We start from the raw sequence: 20539 nt of genomic DNA, 5'->3' as shown, positions 1-20539 counted from the left end.
CGGGGGCCGGTACGCCACGGCGTGCCGGCCCCCGCGCCGTATCCCCCGTCCCGGGCTGGTCGCAGGGGTGTGGCATGGTTGATGGCGTGGTGAATCCGGCTGGCGAGCGTTCAGGTGCCCCCGGGTCCGGCGGCCGTCGGACCAGGGTGAGCACGAGTCAGTTCGGCGCGCTCGGCCTCTATCTCGCCGACCCCCGCGTCGAGGCGTCCGTGCTGGGCCTCCTGGAGGGCGTCGAGACCGAGCTGCGGGCCAGCGTGGCCAGCGCCGACCCCTTCGTCACCGAGGCCGCCCGGCACCTCGTGGAGGCCGGCGGCAAGCGGTTCCGCCCGCTGCTGGTGGCGCTGGGCGCGCAGTTCGGCGACCCGACCAGCGCGCAGGTCGTGCCCGCCGCCGTGGTGATGGAGCTCACCCACCTGGCGACGCTCTACCACGACGACGTGATGGACGAGGCCGCCGTGCGCCGGGGCGCCCCGAGCGCCAACTCCCGGTGGACCAACTCCGTCGCCATCCTCGTCGGCGACTATCTCTTCGCCCGCGCCGCCGACATCGCGGCCGACCTGGGCATCGAGGCCGTACGCCTTCAGGCGCGCACCTTCGCCCGGCTGGTGCACGGCCAGATCGCCGAGACCGTCGGCCCCCGCCCCGGGGACGACCCGGTGGCCCACTACCTCGACGTGATCGCGGGGAAGACCGGCTCCCTGATCGCGACGTCGGCCCGCTTCGGCGGCATGTTCGGCGGCGCCTCCGCCGAGCACATCGAGGCGCTGGCCGGCTACGGCGAGACCATCGGCGTGGCCTTCCAGCTCTCCGACGACCTGCTCGACATCGCCTCGGAGTCGGTGGAGTCGGGCAAGACGCCCGGCACCGACCTGCGCGAGGGCGTGCCGACCCTGCCGGTGCTCTACGCGCTCGGCTCGGACGACGCCGACGCCGCGTCGGCGCGGCTGCGGGAGATCCTGGCCACCGGCCCGCTTACCGACGACGACCTGCACGCCGAGGCCCTCGGCCTGCTCCGCGAGAGTCCGGCGCTCAAGCGGGCCCGGGAGACCGTCCGCAGCTATGCCGAGGACGCCCGGGAGCAGCTCGCGCCGCTGCCGGCGGGCCCGGCCCGCCGCGCCCTCGAATCCCTCTGCGACTACATCGCCGACCGCACCAGCTGACGCCGGGTCAGCGGCGGGCGAGCATCCGGCTGCCGATGAGCATGAGGGCGGCGGCCGCCAGCATGGCCGCCGCGGCGGTCAGCCACATCGTCGGGTAGCCGACGTGGGCGGCCACCGTGCCGAGGCCCAGCGGGCCGAGGCAGCCGCCCGCGTACACCCCGGTCTGGGTGATCGACGTGGCGGCGGCCGGGGCCCGCGGGTGCAGCCGGACCACGGCGAAGGTCATCAGCCCCGGCCATGCCCAGCCCAGGCCGAAGCCGAGCACCACGCCGAGGACCAGCGGCGCCGGGCCGGCCGCCGCGAGCAGGCCCAGGCCGGCCGCCCCGACCACGAGCATGCCGGCGATGACGGCCACGTGCCCCGTGGGGCGCCGGTCCGCCAGCCAGCCCGCGCCGACGCGCGCGCCGACGCAGACCGCGCTGCCGAGGGTCAGGATCAGCCCGGCGAGCCCGGGCGTCAGTCCCCGGCCGACGGAGGAGTCCACCACGAAGGTGCCCAGGGCGTTCGCGGCGGCGGCGGCGAGCATCGCGGCGGCCCCGACCACCAGTAGCGCCGCGCCGGCGCGGTCGGCGCGGGCGGGCGCGGCCGTCCGGTCCGGGCGGGGCTCCCGCGCGGGTACGGCCGGCAGCGCCGCCAGGGCCACGGCGGCGGCCGCCACGAACGCCCAGCGCCAGCCGGCGGTCAGCGCGACCGTCGGCACCGCCGCGCCGGCCAGCAGGGTGGAGACGGGGATGGCGGCCTGCTTCACCCCGAACGACAGCCCCTGCCGCCGCGCCGGCACGTGCCGGGCCAGCGCGGCGTTGCTGGCGAGCTGGCCGAGGGCGTTGGCGGCGGCGCCGATCGCCAGCAGCCCGACCAGCACGGCGTACGACCGGGCGAGGGCGGCGACGGCGAGCATCGCCCCGGCGGAGAGCAGGACGGCGCAGCGGGCCACCACGGCCGGCCCGTACCGCTCCACGAGCCGCCCCGAGGGCACCGAGGCCAGCGCGCTGGCCCCGAAGTAGACGGAGACGGCCAGGCCCAGCCCGGCGGGGGAGAAACCGAGGTCGTCGCCCAGCTGCACGGCGAGCCCGCCGACCAGGAAGACCGGCAGGACGGACGCGATGGTGACCGCGACGGCGCCGGAGGCGGCCCGTACGGGTCGGGGCGGTGTGACGTCCGGGGCAGGGTGGAGGGCGGTGTGGGTCATGGTCCGGCAAACCTACGCGAGCCGTCTCCGGCCACGTATCGTGGCGGCGGGGGTACGCGCTGTTCGTGCCGATCTGGCATCCTCCATCCGAACGGGCATTTCACACCGGGCCTGTTTTTCATATGGTGTAAGTCCCCGGCGGCGGAGGTGGTTGTGCGCGACCCCTTGGCGGAACCTTCGGATCTCATCCGGAGCGTGTCTCGCGCGCTACGAGTGCTCGAGTCGGTCGGCCGTGCCCCCAAGGGGCTGACCGTGAAGCAGATCGCCCGTCGGTGCGAGCTGACCGTGGCGACGACCTACCACCTGGTCCGCACCCTGGCCTACGAGGGCTACGTGATCCGGCGCGAGGACGGCACGTACATCGTGGGCCTGGAGGTGGCCGACCGCTACCGCGAGCTGGTGACGGCGTTCCGGGGGCCGCCGGCGGTCGGCGAGAGCCTGCGCAGGGCCGCCCTGGACACGGGCTACAGCCACTACCTGGGCCGCTTCGTGGGCGGCCAGGTGGCGGTCACGGCCGTCGCCGAGGGCCCCCGCTCCCCGTACCTGGAGGACATGGTGCCCGGGTTCGACGAGGGGGCGCACGCGACCGCGCTGGGCAAGGCCCTGCTCGCCACGCTGACCGCCGAGCAGCGCTTCCGCTACCTACGGGAATACGGCATGCGCCCGTTCACCTCGGCCACCCTGACCAGCCCGGAGGCGTTCGAGTCCGACATGGCCGCCGGGGACCGGCGGGGCATGCAGCTGGAGCTGGGCCAGTTCCGGCAGGGCGTGGCCTGCGCCGCCGTGCTGGTCAGCCCCGACAAGGACATGGAGCGGCGGGTCGTGCTGGCTTGCGCCCTGCCGGCCAGCGAGATGATGACCTCCGCCCGGGTGGTCCGGGCGAAGCTGCTCACCGCCGCCCGGACGATCGCCGACGCCCTGGCCGCCGAGAGCTGACCCCGGCCGGACCGCTCCCCTGACCGGGCCGGGCTCCGGCCCAGCCGGGCTCGACCCGTCCGTGCCCGCGCCGGCCGGACCTCCCGGCCAGCCCGGGCCCAGCCCCGGCCGGGCCGGGCTCACGGCCAGCCCAGCCTTGGCCGGGCCGGGCTCACGGCCAGCCCAGCCCTGGCCGGGCCGGGCTCACGGCCAGCCCAGCCTCGGCCCGGCCGGGCTCACGACGACCCGGCTCGGGCTGCGCCGGGAACGGCCGGGCCCCCACCCGGGCGGGTGAGGGCCCCGGTGGCGGTCCAGCGCCGGACCGCCCGAGGAGGGTCAGCTGCCGATCGGCCCGCCGTCCAGGCGCCAGGTCACCACCACGCCGGGCTTGGCGTAGTCGCCGTCCGGCCAGTTGGAGGCCGGCTTCTCCACCGACGCCCCGTTGAGCTCGCCCGGGTGCTGCACGGCCACGAAGACCGAGCGGTTGTCGCCGGTGATGAACGGCCCGCAGGCCTCCGCGCCCACCGGGACGGTGAGGAACTGCTTCAGGTGGCCCCGCTCCGGCCCCTCGACGGCGGTCGCGAAGAGGCCGTCGTTGCTGCCCAGCGCGTTGCCGTCGGTGGAGATCCAGAGGTTGCCGGTGGCGTCGAACGCGACGTTGTCCGGGCAGGAGATCGGGGAGACCTTCGTCTTGTCGTACCCGGAGAAGTAGGTCGACGGGTCGGTCGGGTCGCCGCAGACGATCGGCAGCGACCAGGTGAACGTCTCGGCGGAGTTGTCGCCACCGTCCTCGACCAGCTCCAGCACCTGGCCGTGCTTGTTGGTGTTGCGCGGGTTCGCCTCGTCGGCGGCCGGCTTGTTGGCCCTGCCCCGGTCGGTGTTGTTGGTCAGTGCCACGTACACCTTGCCGGTGAGCAGGCTCGGCTCGACGTCCTCGGGGCGGTCCATCTTGGTCGCCCCGACCTTGTCGCCGGCCAGCCGGGTGAAGGTGAGCACGTCGGCGGCGGTCATCCCGTCGACGTACGAGCGGTTGCCGCTGACCAGCTTGATCCAGCGCCCCCGGCCGTCGAACGCGCCGTCGGAGGGGAGCCGGCCGGAGCCGTCGATCTCGCCGGCGCTGCTCTGCTTCAGCTCGGCGACGTAGAGGGTGCCCGACTCCAGCAGGGTCAGGTTGTGCCGACGGGCGACCCAGGAGTTGCCCTTCATGAACTTCTTGTCGGAGACGAACTTGTAGAGGTAGTCGAAGCGCTCGTCGTCACCCATGTACGCGACCACGTGCCCGCTCTTCGCGACGATGACGTTCGCGCCCTCGTGCTTGAACCGGCCCAGGGCGGTGTGCTTGCGCGGGCGGCTCTCCGGGTCGAACGGGTCGATCTCCACGATCCAGCCGAACCGGTTGGCCTCGTTCGGGTGCTTCGCCAGGTCGAACCGCTCGTCGGCGCGCTCCCACTTGCGGCTGCCGCTCGGGTAGCGGGCGGTGGTGGTGATGCCGTACCGGGCCAGCTTCGGCTTGACGTCCTCGGCCACCGCGTCGCCGCCGACGAAGTACTGGTTGAAGTTCTCCTCGCCGGAGAGCACCGTGCCCCAGGGGGTCACGCCGCCGGCGCAGTTGTTCAGGGTGCCGACGACCGTACGACCCTTCGGGTCGGCGGCGGTCTTCAGGTGGTCCGAGCCGGCGGCCGGCCCGGTCAGCTCGAACCTGGTGGCCAGCGCGGTGACCCGCCGGTTGTACGGCCGCCGGCCGTTGTCGACCGGCCGCCACTGCCCGGTGCCGTCCACCCGCTCCAGCTCCACCACCGACATGCCGTGCGCCGCCATGGCGACCCGGAGCTGCTCCACGGTCAGCGCGTCCTGGCTGGTGAAGCCGGGGAACATCAGGTCCTCGTTGGTGTACTCGTGGTTCACCACGAGCAGCGCCCGCCGGCCGCGCCCGTCCAGCGGCAGCACCCCGACGAAGTCGTTGTTGTAGCCGAACTGCCTGGCCTGCGCCGCGGCGGTCTGGCCGTGCAGGTCGAACTCGGGCGCGCCCGGGACGACCGGGTCGCCCCAGCGGATGACGACCGCGTGGTCGTACCCGTTGGGCACGACGAGGCTGTCCAGGGTGTTGGGCGGCACCGCCTTGAAGGTCAGGGCGCCGCTGCCGACGCCGCCGGCCGGGCGGCCGAAGCCGGCGGCCTCGGGGACGGCGGGGGTGGCGGGGGCGGCCGCGGCGGGGGCGGCGGCCAGCGCGCCGGCCACCGCGCCGCCGAAGCCGAGGACCAGCGCGCCGACCGCGCCGGCCCGGACCACGCCGCGCCGGGAGACCTCGGCGTCCACCACGTCGCCGAAGTACGCGTTGTCGGAGGTGTTCGGCACCGGGTGGTCGCAGGCGTTGCCGCACCGGTAGAGACAGGTCATGGCGTCGCGGCTGCCGTGGCGGGTGGCGCCCAGCAACGGGAGCAGCCGGGGACGGTCGCTCATGGAAGGAGCCTCCTGGAGGGGGTCGGTGCACGCCGGACAGCCGCTGGCGTGCGTACCCGCCGGACGCTAGGAGGACGCGGTGAGCGGTCGTCGGCGACGGTGTGAACCGGGCGTGAACACCTCCGCGGCGCATCCCGCGACGACCTGCGGCTGAACCGATCGTTGCGGCGGCACGTATCTCCGGGGGAACGCACCGTCGGACTCGCGCCCGAGAGCGAGGACACCGCCATCAGCGACCACGACGCCCAACTGCTCCGCGCGCTGCACGACGAGCACGCGGAGGCGCTGTACGCGCACGCCCTGCGGCTGGTCAACGGCGACCGGCAGCGGGCCGAGGACCTGGTGCAGGAGACGCTGCTGCGGGCCTGGCGGCACCCCGAGTCGCTCGACCCGACGCGCGGCTCGGTCCGGGCCTGGCTCTTCACCACCGCCCGCAACCTGGCCATCGACGCCTGGCGGCGCCGCTCCGCCCGGGTCGGCGAGGTCTTCACCGACGAGCTGCCCGAGCCCGCGGAGACCGTGGACGAGGCGGAGCGCGCGGTGGAGGCGTGGACCGTCGCCGAGGCGCTGAACCGGCTCAGCCCCACCCACCGGGAGGTGCTGGTGGAGTGCTTCTACCAGGGGCGTTCGGTTGCGGAGGCGGCCTCCCGGCTGGGCGTGCCGCCGGGCACGGTGAAGTCCCGGACGCACTACGCCCTGCGCTCACTACGGTTGGTCCTGGCCGAGATGGGGGTGACCGGATGACCCGGTGCGAGTTCGCGCACGACGACGGCGCGTACGTGCTGGGTGCGCTGGCTCCCGCCGAACGGGCGGCCTACGAGCGGCACCTCGCCGGCTGCGCCCCCTGCCGGCAGGCGGTCGCCGAGATCGCCGTCCTGCCCGGACTCCTCGGCCGGCTCGACCCGGCCGGGCTGGAGCAGCTTCTGCCGCCGCCGGAGAACCCGAGGGTGCCCGAGCTGCTCGGCGCCGCCCGCGAGCGCCGGCGCCGCGAGCGGTCGGTCGACCGCCGCCGGTACGCCCTCACCGCCCTCGCCGCCGCCGCGCTGGCCCTGGTCGTCGGCGTCGGCGCCGCCGCGCTGCTGCCCCGCGAGCCGGCCCCGGGCGGCGGCGACGTGCGGATGGTCGCCATGGAGCCGGTGGCCGGCGCCGTGCCGGTGCACGCCGAGATCGCCCTGACCGGCACCGACTGGGGCACCGAGGTGACCATGCGCTGCGGGTACGACGCCAGGGCGGGCTACGCCAAGGCGTACGCCTTCCGGCTGGTGGCCCACGGCCCGGGCGGCGCGACGGAGCAGGTCGCCTCCTGGCTCGCCGCTCCCGGCGACGACCTGCGGATCACCGGCGCGACCCGGTTCACCGACGCCGAGCTGGTGCGCCTCACCCTGCACCGCGCCGACGGCCCCCCGCTGCTCACCTATCCGATCCCCTGACGCCCTCGCGTCGGCCAGCCCCTACGCCGGGGCGGGCTCCGTGGCCACGGCCGCCGCGCGGGCCCGGGCGCGGCGGGAGTTGCGGAGCGCGTCGACGGTGAAGACGATCAGCGCGACCCAGACCAGGGCGAACCCGGCCAGCCGGGCCGGCGGCATCGGCTCGTGGAAGATCAGTACGCCGCAGCCGAGCTGGAGGATCGGGGCGAGGTACTGGAGCATGCCGAGACCGCTGAGCGGGAGCCGGTTCGCCGCCCCGGCGAAGAGCAGCAGCGGGATCGCGGTGGCCGCCCCGGCCGCCACCAGCAGCGCGGTGTGCCCGACCGAGACGTGCCCGAAGGTGGCGTCGCTGCCGGCGGTGAGCCAGCCCAGGTAGGCCAGCGCGGGCAGCGCCAGCACCGCCGACTCGACGAAGAGCCCCTCCGCGGCGGGCAGCCCGAGCCGCTTCTTGACCAGGCCGTACCCGGCGAAGCTGAGCGCCAGCACCAGCGCCAGATAGGGCAACCGGCCGTAGTCGACGGTCAGTACGGCCACCGCGAGCCCGCCGACGCCCAGTGCCGCCCACTGCGCGGGGCGCAGCCGCTCGCGCAGCACCGTGACGCCCAGCAGCACCACCACCAGCGGGTTGATGAAGTAGCCGAGGGCGGTCTCCACCACCCGGTCGGAGTTGACGCCGTAGATGTAGGTGCCCCAGTTGACCGCGATGAGCGCGGCGGCCGCGCCGATGCCGGCCAGCGCGCGGGGCCGGCGCAGCAACGCACGCAGGAAGCCGACGTTGCGCGCCGCGGCCAGCAGCAGGGCGACGAACACCACCGACCAGACGATCCGGTGGGCCAGGATCTCCATCGGCCCGGCCGGGCGCAGCAGCTTCAGGTAGAGCGGGAAGAAACCCCAGAGCAGGTACGCGCCGAACCCGTAGAGGTAGCCGAGGCGGAGTGGCGTCACGCTTCCACCGTAAGGGCCGACTGGCCGTCCTGATCCTTGCTGGTGACCGGGCTCACCGGCTGGTCCCGCTGGTCGAGCTGCATCCAGCGGTGCGGATCGGTCATCGGGGCGAAGCCGACCTTCGCGTACACCTCGTGGGCGTCGTGGGTGGCCAGCAGGATCCGGCGTACGCCCAGCCCGGCGAGGTGGTCGCGGACGGCGCCGGCCAGCCAGGTGCCCAGCCCCCGGCCCCGCTCGCCCGGGTCGACGTAGACGTCGCAGAGCCAGGCGAAGGTGGCCCGGTCGGTGACCACCCGGGCGACCGCGACCTGCCGCCCGTCGCCGGGGCGGTAGACGCCGAACGGCACCGACGCGGCGAACGCGCGCGCCACCGTCTCCCGGTCGCGCCCGATCGCCCAGTACGCGTCCGTCGAGAGCCAGTGGTGCACCCGGTCCAGGTCGATCCGGCCCGGGTCGGTGCTGAGCAGGTAGCCGTCGTCGCGGGTCAGGGTGGTCACCAGGTGACGCTAGCCCGCCGACCCGCGCCGCTCAGCAGCCAATTCCCGGGATCTGGTCGGTGCCCCGGCGGCGGTCAGTCGCGGTCGAGGACGGCGCCGAGGATCCAGGTGACGATGCCGACGAGGAGCGCGCCGAGCACCGCCTCCGGCCAGAAGCCCTCGACGTGGAAGGGCAGCCCCGCCTGGTCGGCGATCCAGCTGGTGAGCAGGAACAGCAGCCCGTTGACCACCAGCGCGATCAGCCCGAGGGTCAGCAGGTAGAAGCCACAGCCGACGGTCTTGATGATCGGCTGGAGCACCGCGTTGACCACGCCGAAGATCACCGCGACGAGCAGCAGCGTGGTCACCGCCTCGACGGCGGACCCGGAATCCAGCGTGATGCCCGGGATGAGCAGCGTGGCCAGCCAGAAGGCCAGCGCCGTGCTGCCCAGCCGGATCAGCAGCCCTTTGAGGAAACCCATGGCGGGGATCGTGCCACGGACCCGCCACCCGCGGAAGCCGCGAGAGCGCCGCCGGCCGCGACGGCATCGACCAGGGCGCCGGCGGCCCGCCGCAGGCGAGCCCGGTGCGCCGGCGGGCTGACGGGCGCTGCGACCGGCCCCGGGGCGCGAGGAGGGCGGGTCAGCGGCGGGAGGGACGGCCGATCAGTTGCGACTCGATCGGGGTGGGCGAGAGCAACGCCCAGCGCAGCGCCCGCCGGTTGACCACCGCGACCATGTCGTCCCGGATCCGGGTCAGCCACTCCGCCGAACCGCCGAGGCCCAGCGCGGCGCCGGCCAGGGCGGCCTCGGCCGGGTCGAGCGGTTGCAGCACGGCCAGGTCCGCGCGGCCCAGCGCGTCGGCGTCCGCCGGGGTCAGCTCGTCGCGTACCAGCAGCGTGGCCCGCCACCCGGCGCCCGGCGCCGGGTCGGCCGGCGGCGGGCCGGCGTCGACGACCACCAGCAGCGGGCACAGCGCCGAGCCCGGTCCGCCGCCCACCGGCCGGCCGGGCGGCACCAGCGGGATCATCGCGCCGGGGGTGCCGACACCCCGCACGAAGGGCTCCCAACTGCGGGGGCGGGCCGTCTGCACCACCACCCGGGCGCCGAGCGCCATGGCCCGCAGCGCCACGAGCTGCGCCGCGCGTACCCCGCCGACGAGCATCACCCGGGTGCCCTCCGGCCGGAACAGCCGGACGGTCACCGCGCCGCCGTGCCGGTTCGTGCCGACCATCAGCCCCGCCTCGCCGAGGGTGAGTTCCAGCCCGTCGGGGGCGGGACCCGGCCCCGGCGCGCCCGCCGCCGCGAGCGGCAGCGTGGCGGCCAGGCCGTCGAGCTGCGCGCCGTCGAGCCGGTGCACGTCCCCGCCCGCCTCGGCCACCGCGCGGCGCAGGGCCTGGACCGCGAGCGAGAGCTCCGCCGGGGTGGCGGCGGCCAGCCGTACGGCCAGCTCGGTCGGCGCCGACGCGGGGTCGGCACCGGCCCACGGCCCCGCGCAGAGCGACACCGTGGTCGCCGTCGCGGGCAGCGCGAGCAGTCGGGACACCAGCCGCCGACCGGCGTCGGCGCGGGTGTCCGGCCAGCGGAGCAGCCGGAACGTGGTCTGGAGCAGGTCGCCGGCCCGCATCGCCTGCCAGGACTCCCGCACCGGGTGGTCGTCGTGGTGGGCCAGCTCGGCCAGCACGCGCAGCGTGGCCTGCTCGCCCAGCGGGCGGGCGGTCACCGCGCCGAGGCGGCGCACGATCCGGCGTACCGTGCCGGAGAGCGCCCGCCGCAGCTCCTCGCCGGTCCAGCCATCGGCGCGCAGCACCCGCACCGCGAGGACGCCCCGTTCCAGGCCGGCGAGCCGCCCGTCGGTGAGCTGCCGGTAGGACGTGGCGACCGTGCCCCCGCCCGCGCCGACGGTCGGCGCGGGCGCGCCGGCCAGCAGGAGCTGGAGCCGGACCGGCGGCCCGTCCGGCGCGGCCGCCGACAGCAGCGACGCCGGGACCGGCAGCGCGCGGGGGCCGTCGCCGAGCAGGTCGGTCGGGTCGCCGACCTCCAGCAGTGCCACCACGCCGGCCGCGTCGTCGAGCACGGCGGCCGGCGTGCCGGCCAGCTCGGCGGGGCGGACCACCGCGCCCGGGTCGACCAGGCCCAGCAGGGCCGCCGGGTCGGCGGCCGGCGGCAGCGCGCGGCGGCGGGTCGCGTAGCCCAGGCCGGTGGCCAGCCACTCGAAGAGCCAGCGCCCCCGCAGCCGCACCCACGCCACCGGCAGCAGCAGCGCGGCCACCGCCACGGCGGCCAGCGTGGCGAGCACGCCCCGGCCGGCGGACGCGACCACGGCGGCAACCGCGACCTGCGCGGCCACGACCTGACCGGCCCCGACGCCGACCTTCCGCCGCCGGGCGGCCGGGATCCACTGTGGCGGCGGGGCGGCGCGCGGCCCCGCGAGGCCGAGGCCGGTCGGGGCGGACGCGACCGGCCCCGTGGCGACGAGGGCCGGGTGCGCGGCCGACGGGGCCGGGCCCGTCCTGCTGGTCACCGTCACCGTGCCTCCCCGACCGGTCACTCGCCGCGACATCGACGCCGCCCATCGTAAGGGCGGGGCCGCAGGGGCGGGGGAGCGGTTGTCCACAGGGGTTGGCGACGGGGTAGCAGAACCGCGACGTGGCGGCTACCGTCAGCGACGAGTTTTGCTGACCCCGCGCCCGCCGTGCTCGTCGTCCGGGCGGCGCGAGCGGACGCGCCCGGTGAGCGGGCGCGCCGGCGGCCAGCCACGACCGAGGAGACGAGGTGACGTCCGGGGTGTCCCAGACCCAGGCAGAAGCACCGGTGATGCAGCAGACCGCTGCGAAGTTCGAGCAGGTCGACCAGTCCCTGCAGTCCATGCTCAGCGGCCTGATGGCCCAGCTCGAGGTGTTGCAGCAGGCCTGGCGCGGCGCCGGCGGCCGCTCGTTCGAGCAGGTCAAGCAGCAGTGGGCGCAGGATCAGGCGGCGTTGCAGCGGGCGCTGCGGGAGACCGCCGGCGCCATCCGCACGGCGGGCCAGCATTACGACGTCTCGGACGCCGAGGCGGCCAGCCGCGTGTCCACCACCAACCGCGGCGGCATCCAGCTGCCGCTCTGACCCGGTCACCGGGGGAGGAGACATCTGATGGACCACGGTGTGCTGGTCGTCAACTTCGCCGCGTTGCAGCAGGCCAGCGCGGACATCCAGCGGGCGCTCAACACGCTCGACTCGCAGCTCGGGCAGCTCGAACGCGACGCCGCCCCGCTCGTGGCGAGCTGGTCCGGCGAGGCCCGGCAGGCGTACGAGCAGCGGCAGACCCGCTGGCGCTCCGCCTCCCAGGACCTGCAGGCCATGCTGCGCGACATCAAGCTCGCGGTCGACGACTCCGCGGCCGACTACCTCGACACGGAGAAGAAGAACGTCAACCTGTTCCAGTGAGCCCCGCCCGATGGTGGCGCCGACCCTGACCGGTCGACGCCACCATCGTCGTAGCGGCTCCTCCGGTGGGCTCGGCTTCCCGCCCGCGTGCCGCACCCGCCCGGGCTGACCGGCGTCCCGTGCGTCAGGCCGGGCCGGCCGGCTGCCAGCGGCGGCGGGCGCCGCGCGGCACGACCAGCGCCAGCAGCGCCGCCGCCGCCACGACCGCCCCGCTGACCCCCGCCACCAGCAGCGCCCGGTCCCGGGCCGTCGCCCGGCGGGCCCGCTGCGCCACCAGCGCCGGATCGGCCGGGTCGTCGGCGAGGGCGGTGGCCGGGCGAGGCCGCTCCGCCGCCCCGCCGCCGGTCTCGGTGACCGCCCGGTACGGGTTCAGCACCCCCGCGCCGTATCCGCCGCCCCGGCCCGGCGCCGGGTCCGCCGTGGCCACGATCCGCCGCGCCACCTCCGCCGCGGTCAGCTCCGGGCGGTACTGCCGCAGCAGCGCGGCCGTGGCCGACACGAAGGGCGCCGCGTAGCTGGTCCCCTCGGCCCGGTGGTGACCCTGGCCGGGGGCGGCCATCAGCACGTCGCTGCCGGGGGCGACCAGGTCGACGTACGAGCCGGTCTGGGAGAACGGGGCGCGGGCCCCGTCCGCCCCGATCGCACCCACCCCGAGCACCCCGTCGTACGCGGCCGGGTACGGCCGGGGGTCGCCGCTGTCGTGCAGGTTGCCGGCGGCGGCCACCACGACCACGTCCCGCTCGACCGCGTAGCGGATCGCGGCCCGCACCGCCGGGTCGTCCGCGTACAGGACGACGGAGAGGTTGAGCACGTCGGCGTCGTGGTCGACGGCCCAGCGGACGGCCCGGGCGAACTCCTCGGCGCTGACCGTCCGCCCCGACCCACGCCCGTCGACGACCTGCTGCTCGCTGACCCGTACGGGCAGGATCCGGGCGCCCGGGGCGAGGCCCTGGAACGCCACGCCGTCGCGGGGGCGGGCGGCGATGATGCTCGCCACGCCGGTGCCGTGGCCGGCGCAGTCCCGGCCGCCGTCGCCGCCCGCGTCGAGCAGGTCGGTGCCGTCGAGCACCCGGCCGGCCAGCTGCGGGTGCCGCCGATCCACCCCGGAGTCGACCACCGCCACGGTCACCCCGGCCCCGGTGGCCAGCGGCGTCAGCCGCTCCGGGGCGTACCGCTGCTGGGGCCACGGGGGCGCGGCCACCGGCCGGACCGGAGCCAGCGGCGCCGGGCAGCCGGGGGCCGCCCGCGCGGCGGGAGCGGACCGCCCGGCGGGGAGCGGTCCGGGGCGGGCGGCCGGCGGCGTTCGCGCGGCGAGCGCCGGCCGGCCGACGAGGGCGGGTGACCCGGCGGGAGCCGGCCGGGCGGCGGCGGGCGGCGTGGCGGGACGGGTCGACGGCGCGACGCTCGCAGCGGCCGGTGCGACGGCGCTCACAGCGGCCGGCGCGGCGGTGGTCGGGGCGGCGGCGACTGCGGTCAGCAGCGCCGCCGCCAGGGCAGCCAGGGGCGGACGCGCGGGGGACCGAGACATCGACCGCCTCCGTATCGTGTCGACTCCGGGACGGGATGTTAGCGCCTCCGGCGCGACGGCGCGGACCGCTGCCGGCCAGCCATTGTGATCTTGTTACTACCTTGTAGGTTGTACGCGATGCCTATGGCCTGTTCGCGGGAGGAGTGGTGGCCGTGACCGAATGGGAGCCGGCCACCGACGCGGAGGCGGCGATGCGGGACGCGCTGCGCGCCAGCGACCAGCAGCTCTACTTCCGCATCCTGGCCGGGACGGAACTGCTCCTGCCGGTCTCCGCCGAGGCGCTCGCCGGGCGCGCGCCGATGGGCTGGGGCACCTGGACGACCGGCGGTCGCACCCACGTGCTGGCGTTCACCTCCGCGGGGGCCATGCGGGCCTGTCTCGGGGAGCACGCGGGCACCAGCCGCCGCACCACGTACGCCGACCTGGCCGCCGGCTGGCCCAACCACGAGTGGTGGCTGGCGGTGAACCCGGGCCTGCCCATCGAGGGCTACCTGCCGGCCTGGTTCGTCGCCCAGCTCTCCCGTGGCGACGTCCGGCTGCCCGGCCGCACCCTGGGCGCGCGGGCCCGGCTGGAACGGGCCGAGACGGTCGCCCGGGCGCGGGCCCAGGCCACCGGCCACGACACGCCCGGCGGGCCCGGCATCCGGCCGACCCTCGACGGCGCGGGGCGGGCCGGCGCGGCGCCGGGCCTCGGCGTCCCGCCCCGGCCCGACCCGATGGCGGGGTCGAGCACCGGCCGGGCCGCGCCTGCCCGGCCCGGACCGCCGCCGGAGCCGCTCCGCACGGGCGTCCCGCCCGCGCAGACCCTGGGGCCCGGCGACCCGACGGCCGGCGAGCCCGCCCAGGGCGACGGGGGCGCGGCCGTCGACCGGCCGGCGCCGTCCCGGTTCGCGCCGCTCGCCGACCGCGCGGAGGGCCGGCCGCTCCCGCCGGCCGCGCAGCCCGTGCCGCCGAACGGCCGCCCCGCCGGAGAGCCCGCGGAACGGCCCAACCACCGGTCCTTCTTCGAGCCGGCGTCCGGCCGCGCGTCGGCCCAGCGGCAGGAGGCGCTGCGCTCCGGCGAACGCGCCGTCCCGCCGTCCCGCCTCGCGCGCGGCGGCCAGCCGTTCCCCCGGCGTCGGCCGCTCGCGGAGCCGGTGCCGGAGGGGCCGACCCAACCGTTTCCGGTCGCCCCGGCCGACGGGGAACCGACCCGCGCCTTCGCGGTGACGGGTGGGGAGAACACCCAGGTGCTGCCGTCGCGGCGACCCGACGGGCCCGCCGAGGACGCCACCCGGGAACTACGGGTTCCCGCCCCCGACCCCGCGCCGACGTACGCCGCGCGCCGGCCGGAGCCGGACGGGGACGCCACGCAGGCCCTGCCGCGTCCCCGGCCCACGCCCGAGCCGGCGGAGGAGCCGGTGTCGGCCGCGGAGCCGGTCTCGGGGCCGCCCGCGCCCCGGCGCGGGTTCACGCCGATCGTGATCGAGGGCACGGTCATCGAGTCGAGGGAGATCACCGGGCCGCCCGGGGGCGCAGCCGACGAGCCCGTGTCGCTGTTCGAGCCGGTCCGCCGGGGCGACCGGTCGGCATCGTCCGCCCCCGCGAGCCCGGCGCCCGGCCGGGCCGACGCCACGTCCGGTCCGGGACGTCCGACGCCCGTCGCCCCGGCATCGGACGCTCCGTTCCCGCCCGGGCCCGGCGGACCTGTCGATCCGCAGCCCACCGGCCCCGCCCACCCGACGCCCGGGGCGGACGGCCCCACACCCGATCCGGTCGTCCCCCGGCCCGCCGACCCGGCCGACCCGGCTGCCGTCGGCCCGGCCCGCGCCGACCTGGGCGCCGTCGACCCGGCCCTCGCCGGTGCGGTCGCCCCGGCATCCGCCGCGGTGGTCGATCCGGGACCGCTCGGTCCGGCCCACGTCGGTCCCGCGCCGGCGGCAGGCGAACCGTGGCCCGCGCAGGGGCCGGCCGGCGACGTCGGGGCCACGGCCGGGCCGACGCCCGGCGGGGCGGGCACCCCGCCCGCGGAGTCCGGGCTGACCGGCGCCCCGACGGCCGAACCGGCCCCCGCCGGGACGGACGACGGATCTCGCGACCCGGACGACGGGCCGGCCGGCGCCGGCGGGACGACGGCCCGGGCCGAGGCCGTGCCGGCCGACTTTCAGCCGGCCAACGAGGTCGAGGAGAACCTCCTCGACGCCGCCGGGGCCGGCAGCACCGACACGTTCCTGTCCACGCTGCTGCTGGCCCGCGTGCTGCTGCCGGTGGCGGCCGACTCCACGCCGGGCAGCCGGCCCGGCGAGCCGGGCTTCGTCTGGCGTACGCAGGAGCTGGACGGCGAGACGTTCGTCGTGGTGCACACCTCGCCGGAGCGGCTCGCCGAGCACACCGACGCGGCGGTCGAGACCGTCGAGGTCAGGTTCGTCCAGCTCATCCGGCGCTGGCCCGACGAGTCGTGGTCGTTCGCGGTCAACCCGGGCAGCCCGGTCGGGGCGAAGCTGCCCGGGGAGCAGATCGTCGCGCTGGCCAACTGGGCGGCGGAGGTGGGGCTCGGTGACGACACCGGGGCCGAGAGCGAGCCGTCGCCGCCCGCCGAGGAGCCGGTGAGTCGTCCCCGCTACGCCGCCCCCGACCCGGCCCGGCCGATCGTGATGCAGAAGGCGGTCGCCCCCAGCCAGCTCGCGTACTACCTGGAGCGGGGCTACGACCGGGTCTCCGGCTTCGTGCACCGGGCCAACGAGCTGGCCCACCTGAACACCCCGGCCCAGCTCCACGACGCCCTCGGCCTCGGGTACCCGGAGTCGCCGTTCGCCCGGGACGCCGAGGAGATCTACGTGCTGCGCTGGCCGGCGCACCGCCCCAGCCTCTACCGGATCCCGTACGGCGGGCAGAACGAGGCCGCCATGCGAGCCATGGAGGGCTGGGTCATCGAGCGCCCGCCGTTCCGGGGCAACGGCTTCGCTCCCGGGGAGAGCAGCGACGTGGTGGCCGAGTTCAAGGTGGACAGCGCCCGGCTGCCGCACGGCGCGCAGCTCTGGCGGATCGGCGCGGACGGCAGCGAGCGGGTGGTCGCCATCCTCGACACCGACGCGCTGCTGTGGCGACAGGTCGGTGAGCAGTGATCCGGGACGGCTACGTGGCCCGCTGGCGGGGTCGGGAATACCAGGCGAGCCCGGACGGCGACGACGTCCGGCTCTACCAGCCCGAGGCGGGCGAGGGCTTCGAGGAGGTACGCCCCGGCCGGTACGTGCGGGTGGTGCCGGCCGGCGAGGTCGACGACCTGTCGTACGTGCGGACGACCTGCACCTGGCAGGGGCAGCCGTTCATCGTCCTGGGCGAGCACGACGGCTGGCTGCGGGTCGAGTACACGGGCGGGCGCTGGCCCGTGGCGCGGGCGATGGGGCTGGAGGTCTTCGACTTCGGCGTCTACCAGGGCTGGGCGCCCGCCGCCGAGGTCGCCGACCTGCGCGAGCAGCGGGTCTGAGTCAGGACTTGGCCCAGCGCAGGACCTCGCCGAGCACCACCTCGCGGGCCTCCACGTGCGGGAAGTGCCCCACGCCGTCGAGCAGCCGCCACTCGTAGGGCGCCACCACGTACCGGCCGGAGCCCTGGGCGGTGCGCGGCAGGGACGCCTGGTCGAGCGCGCCGTGCAGTTGGAGGGTCGGTGTGATCAGCGGTTTCTGCATCAGCCGGACGAAGCGGTAGCCGTGCAGGCGGAGCACCGACCGGAAGGCCCAGCGGTAGCCCTCCAGCGCGCAGAACGCCGCCTGCGGGATCCGCATCGCCTCCCGGCACCGCCGGGCGTACGCCTCGAAGTCCGGCCCGTGCACCCAGCGCGGCCCGCCCCAGCGGCGCAGCATGTCCTCCACCGCCGCCGCGTCGTCCCGGGTGAGCACGTGCTCGTAGCGGGGCAGCTGGAACTTCAGGGTGGGCGTGGAGGCGGCGAACTGCCCCCGCGGGTCGGCGAAGATGGCGGCCCGGAGCCGGAGCGGGTGGGGTGCGCCGAGCACCACCAGCCGGCGGACCAGCGACGGGTGGAACGACGCCACGGTCCACCCGATCATGCCGCCGATGCCGGTGCCCACCACGGTCGCGGAGCGCTCGCCCAGGGCCCGGATCAGCCCGGCGATGTCGGCGGCCAGCGTGTAGCCGTCGTATCCCCGGGGCGGCTTGTCGCTGGCGCCGTAGCCGCGCAGGTCGACGGCGACGGCCCGGAACCCGGCGTCGGCGATCGCCGGCAGCATCTCGTGCCAGGCCCACCAGTGCTCGGGGAAGCCGTGCAGGAAGAGCACCATCGGGCCGGTGCCGGACTCGACGACGTGGAACCGGCTGCCGTTCGCGCCGACGAACCGGTGCGTCCACGGCCCCTCGGTGAGGACGCAGGACTCGTCGACGGGCCCGCCACGCTGCTCGGTCATGGCAGACAGCCTAGGACCCCGCCGCCTGTCGGCTCCCGCCGCCGACCCGGCCGCGTGGCCGGGACCGCCCGTCGGACACGGGGACCCCGTGTCCGACGGCCGGCCGGAACGGGCGATGCCCGGGCAGGTGACCTGCCCGGGCATCGTCTGGTGGTGCGGGATCGGTGGATCAGGAGATGCGGATCCTGGTGTAGACGCCGTCCTTCTCCAGGACCTTGATCTTGGTGCCGGTGGCCGGGAGCTTGACGCCGTGGTTCGGCAGCTCCGGGAACCAGTACTGCTTGGTGTCGTCGAACAGCGGCTGCGCGGCCTGGCCACGGATGTACTGCGGCTGGCTGTTGAGGTGCAGCGTGAACGAGTCGGCCTTCTTCAGGCTGAACGGCGCGTCGTAGACCTGGACGCGGGCCCGCCAGGGCTCACCGGTCAGGTTGTAGATCGGCCGGGGGTGCGCGTCGATGATCAGGTTGCGACCCTCACCCGGGTGCGCGAACGTGTCGTTGTCCGCCCAACGGGTGTTCCAGTAGGAGATCAGCAGACCCTCCTGGTACGCGTAGTGGTCCACGTAGTCCGGGCGGGTGTTGGAGTAGCCGAAGAAGTACGGGCCGGTCTTCAGGTACTTGTCGTACGAGATGTACTGCCGGGTGCCCGCGATGTAGTAGTTGTCGTACGCCTTGGTGTAGCTCTTCTCGGCGACCTCGAAGCCGCCGGCGAGCGTCCAGCCGTCGGCGCCGGTCTCGGCGCCGTCGGAGACGACGGTCTGCCCGTCGGCCGTCACGGTGATCGCGTCACCGTAGAAGCCGCCCTCGGAGACGCCGCCGTCGGTCTGGTAGCGCAGCCGGAACTGCGCGACCTTGCCCGCCGCCGCGTCCATGGGGATGATGACGTCGACCCACTGGCCGTTGCTGCTGCCGTCGAGGGCGTAGCGGCCGGCCGAGATCTCCTTGAGCGGCTGGCCGTTGGCCGTGCCGGGCAGGGTCACCCAGGTCTGGCCGCCGTCCAGCGACGCCTCGAAGAACAGGTAGTCGTAGTCGGCCTCGATGTTGTAGCGGCCCTTCATCGACAGCGACGCCGACGACTTGCCGGTGAAGTCCAGGGTCCGGGTCATCGTGCTGTTGAGGTCGTCCCGGTTGCCCGAGAAGAACTGCTTGCTGCCCTCGAACGGCGCGCCGTGCTCGAACGTGTAGTCACGCTTCGGGAGCACCACGACGACGGCCTGCGCCTCGTCGCTGTTGTACTCCTGCGGGCCGAGGGTCATGGTCCGCTTCTGCCCCGCGACGACCACCTCGTAGTCGAGCCAGCCGAGCTGGAGCTTGTTCCACGCGCCGAGGTCGCCACCCCGGTCGCCGATGCCGGCGTCGTTCTTGGCGCCGAGCCGGCTCTGGGCCATCAGGGTCCAGTGCTCGTTGTTGTTGTCCCCACCACTGGTGACGTTGTAGTCGTCCGGCAGACCGAGGTCGTGGCCGTACTCGTGGTAGAAGACGCTCCGGCCGCCGTTCTCCGGCTGGATGGTGTAGTCGCCGATCCAGATGCCGGTGTCGCCGATCTGGGTGCCGCCGGCCGGGTTGCCGGCCGGGCCGGTCGAGCCCTGGTCGGACGCGAAGGCGTACCAGCGGTGGCTCCAGATGGCGTCCTCGCCCTGGTACGGGTCACCGTCCGCCTCGTCGCCACCGGAGTGGACGATCTGGAAGTGGTCGATGTAGCCGTCCGGCTCGTTGAAGTTGCCGTCCGAGTCGTGGTCGTACCGGTCCCACTCGTCCATCGCCTTGAGGTCCGCGGCGATCTGGGCGTCGGTGCGGCCGGCGGCCTTCTGGTCGGCGACCCACTGGTTGGCGGCGTCGCGGACCAGCGCCCAGGTGTTGGTGCAGACGTTGGAGGCGCACGGGTAGCCACCGGAGCGGCCGTAGCGGGCCTCGTTGTACTTCACCTTCACCCAGTCGGTGACCTTGCCGTCGACGCTGTAGCGACCCGAGGACTGGGCCTCGTAGTACTGCTTCACCGACTCGTCACCGGGGTTGGTGCCGAAGTAGAGCTTGCGGTAGTGGTCGGCGTTGTAGTCCGCCTGCCACACGGTCGAGTTGTCCACCGCCCGGTTGGGCTCCGGGATCTCGTTGTGCAGCGGCCCGTCGAACCGGGTCGGGCCCGGGGTGTCCGGGTCGGTGTCCTGGTCCGGGTAGCTCGGGTGCCGCTCGTTGCCGAACTCCGCGAGGATGACGAAGATCCGGTCGGTCTTCTCCCGGGAGAGCTCGACGTACTGGTCCTCCGTCTGGGTGGCGGCGTTGGCCCGGGTCGAGCGGGCGGCAGCCCCCTCGGCCTGGGTCTTGCCGACCTTGACGACCGTGCTGCCGTTGACCTTCTGCGGCTTGGACCGGCCGGAGAGGACGTCGCTCAGGCCCTCCTGACGCAGGGCGCGACGCTTGTTCTCCAGCGGGTTCGGCAAGTCGTGGTCGACATGGGCTGGCTCGGCGACCGACGGAGCGGCCGTCGGCAACTTCGGCTGCGGGGCGGCGCTGGCGGACGTGCCGACCGCCAGTCCCGTCGCTGTCAGCGAAAGCCCGAGCAGACCCACTGCGACTTTGCGCACGTGGTACCTCCGGTGTGAGGGAACCGGCCC

General features: G+C 75.6%; 17 protein-coding genes. 8 read left to right on the top strand and 9 right to left on the bottom strand.

Annotated features, from left to right (window positions below):
* The first annotated feature begins 74 nt into the window (after positions 1-74).
* Positions 75-1160, top strand: a complete 1086-nt coding sequence (locus tag GA0070606_RS14155; protein ID WP_091099275.1) for a polyprenyl synthetase family protein — start codon at positions 75-77, stop codon at positions 1158-1160.
* Positions 1161-1167: 7 nt separating this feature from the next.
* On the opposite strand, the gene GA0070606_RS14150 is transcribed toward GA0070606_RS14155, so the two are convergent.
* Positions 1168-2349 (bottom strand): MFS transporter, encoded by a 1182-nt coding sequence (locus tag GA0070606_RS14150; RefSeq protein ID WP_091099271.1) that lies wholly within the window; start codon positions 2347-2349, stop codon positions 1168-1170.
* Positions 2350-2502: 153 nt separating this feature from the next.
* Between GA0070606_RS14150 and GA0070606_RS14145 the strand changes: the two genes are divergently transcribed.
* Entirely contained in the window at positions 2503-3285 is a 783-nt protein-coding gene (locus GA0070606_RS14145; protein WP_091099267.1) for an IclR family transcriptional regulator, read from the top strand.
* 315 nt (positions 3286-3600) lie between these two features.
* Here the strand turns inward: GA0070606_RS14145 and GA0070606_RS14140 are convergent, their stop codons facing one another.
* Positions 3601-5724 carry a PhoX family protein gene (locus GA0070606_RS14140; RefSeq protein WP_091099263.1) on the bottom strand — a complete coding sequence of 708 codons (2124 nt, stop codon included), beginning with the start codon at positions 5722-5724 and terminating at the stop codon, positions 3601-3603.
* Between the two features lie 249 nt (positions 5725-5973).
* On the opposite strand from GA0070606_RS14140, the gene GA0070606_RS14135 reads away from it, so the two are divergent.
* Together GA0070606_RS14135 and GA0070606_RS14130 are read left to right on the top strand one after the other, a co-directional pair.
* On the top strand, positions 5974-6468 hold the full coding sequence (locus GA0070606_RS14135) for a sigma-70 family RNA polymerase sigma factor (protein WP_245724946.1): 495 nt from the start codon (positions 5974-5976) through the stop codon (positions 6466-6468).
* Complete coding sequence (locus GA0070606_RS14130) at positions 6465-7154, top strand: anti-sigma factor family protein (RefSeq protein WP_091099259.1); 690 nt, start codon at positions 6465-6467, stop codon at positions 7152-7154. Before GA0070606_RS14135 ends, GA0070606_RS14130 begins: the two co-directional genes overlap by 4 nt.
* 21 nt (positions 7155-7175) lie before the next feature.
* On the opposite strand, the gene rarD is transcribed toward GA0070606_RS14130, so the two are convergent.
* The 4 genes from rarD to eccE all read right to left on the bottom strand — a co-directional run bounded on the left by rarD (position 7176) and on the right by eccE (position 11134).
* The gene (gene rarD / locus GA0070606_RS14125; RefSeq protein ID WP_091099256.1) at positions 7176-8096 is read right to left on the bottom strand and encodes an EamA family transporter RarD; all 921 of its coding nucleotides are present in this window, start codon (positions 8094-8096) and stop codon (positions 7176-7178) included.
* Entirely contained in the window at positions 8093-8593 is a 501-nt protein-coding gene (locus GA0070606_RS14120) for a GNAT family N-acetyltransferase (RefSeq protein ID WP_091099253.1), read from the bottom strand. The genes rarD and GA0070606_RS14120 overlap by 4 nt, the downstream gene beginning before the upstream one ends.
* A gap of 74 nt (positions 8594-8667) precedes the next feature.
* Positions 8668-9054 carry a phage holin family protein gene (locus GA0070606_RS14115; RefSeq protein ID WP_091099249.1) on the bottom strand — a complete coding sequence of 129 codons (387 nt, stop codon included), beginning with the start codon at positions 9052-9054 and terminating at the stop codon, positions 8668-8670.
* 160 nt (positions 9055-9214) lie between these two features.
* On the bottom strand, positions 9215-11134 hold the full coding sequence (gene eccE / locus GA0070606_RS14110; RefSeq protein WP_091099246.1) for a type VII secretion protein EccE: 1920 nt from the start codon (positions 11132-11134) through the stop codon (positions 9215-9217).
* Between the two features lie 224 nt (positions 11135-11358).
* Here eccE and GA0070606_RS14105 point away from each other — a divergent pair, with 224 nt between their 5' ends.
* Both GA0070606_RS14105 and GA0070606_RS14100 read left to right on the top strand, forming a co-directional pair.
* Entirely contained in the window at positions 11359-11679 is a 321-nt protein-coding gene (locus GA0070606_RS14105) for a WXG100 family type VII secretion target (protein WP_091107719.1), read from the top strand.
* A 27-nt stretch (positions 11680-11706) separates the two neighbouring features.
* On the top strand, positions 11707-12000 hold the full coding sequence (locus tag GA0070606_RS14100) for a WXG100 family type VII secretion target (protein ID WP_091099242.1): 294 nt from the start codon (positions 11707-11709) through the stop codon (positions 11998-12000).
* A gap of 124 nt (positions 12001-12124) precedes the next feature.
* Here the strand turns inward: GA0070606_RS14100 and mycP are convergent, their stop codons facing one another.
* Positions 12125-13528 (bottom strand): type VII secretion-associated serine protease mycosin, encoded by a 1404-nt coding sequence (gene mycP, locus GA0070606_RS14095; protein ID WP_245724688.1) that lies wholly within the window; start codon positions 13526-13528, stop codon positions 12125-12127.
* A gap of 152 nt (positions 13529-13680) precedes the next feature.
* Between mycP and GA0070606_RS14090 the strand changes: the two genes are divergently transcribed.
* On the top strand, positions 13681-16632 hold the full coding sequence (locus GA0070606_RS14090; protein ID WP_091107716.1) for an SseB family protein: 2952 nt from the start codon (positions 13681-13683) through the stop codon (positions 16630-16632).
* Positions 16629-16994: a hypothetical protein gene (locus GA0070606_RS14085; RefSeq protein ID WP_091099239.1), complete on the top strand. Its 366-nt coding sequence runs from the start codon at positions 16629-16631 to the stop codon at positions 16992-16994. The genes GA0070606_RS14090 and GA0070606_RS14085 overlap by 4 nt, the downstream gene beginning before the upstream one ends.
* Position 16995: 1 nt before the next feature.
* Here the strand turns inward: GA0070606_RS14085 and GA0070606_RS14080 are convergent, their stop codons facing one another.
* Entirely contained in the window at positions 16996-17928 is a 933-nt protein-coding gene (locus GA0070606_RS14080) for an alpha/beta fold hydrolase (RefSeq protein ID WP_091099234.1), read from the bottom strand.
* 169 nt (positions 17929-18097) lie between these two features.
* Positions 18098-20494: an immune inhibitor A domain-containing protein gene (locus tag GA0070606_RS14075; RefSeq protein ID WP_091099231.1), complete on the bottom strand. Its 2397-nt coding sequence runs from the start codon at positions 20492-20494 to the stop codon at positions 18098-18100.
* Positions 20495-20539 lie beyond the last annotated feature (45 nt).

The sequence above is a fragment of the Micromonospora citrea genome, from assembly GCF_900090315.1.
Lineage (GTDB): Bacteria > Actinomycetota > Actinomycetes > Mycobacteriales > Micromonosporaceae > Micromonospora > Micromonospora citrea.
This window is presented reverse-complemented; position numbering and strand designations above follow the sequence as displayed.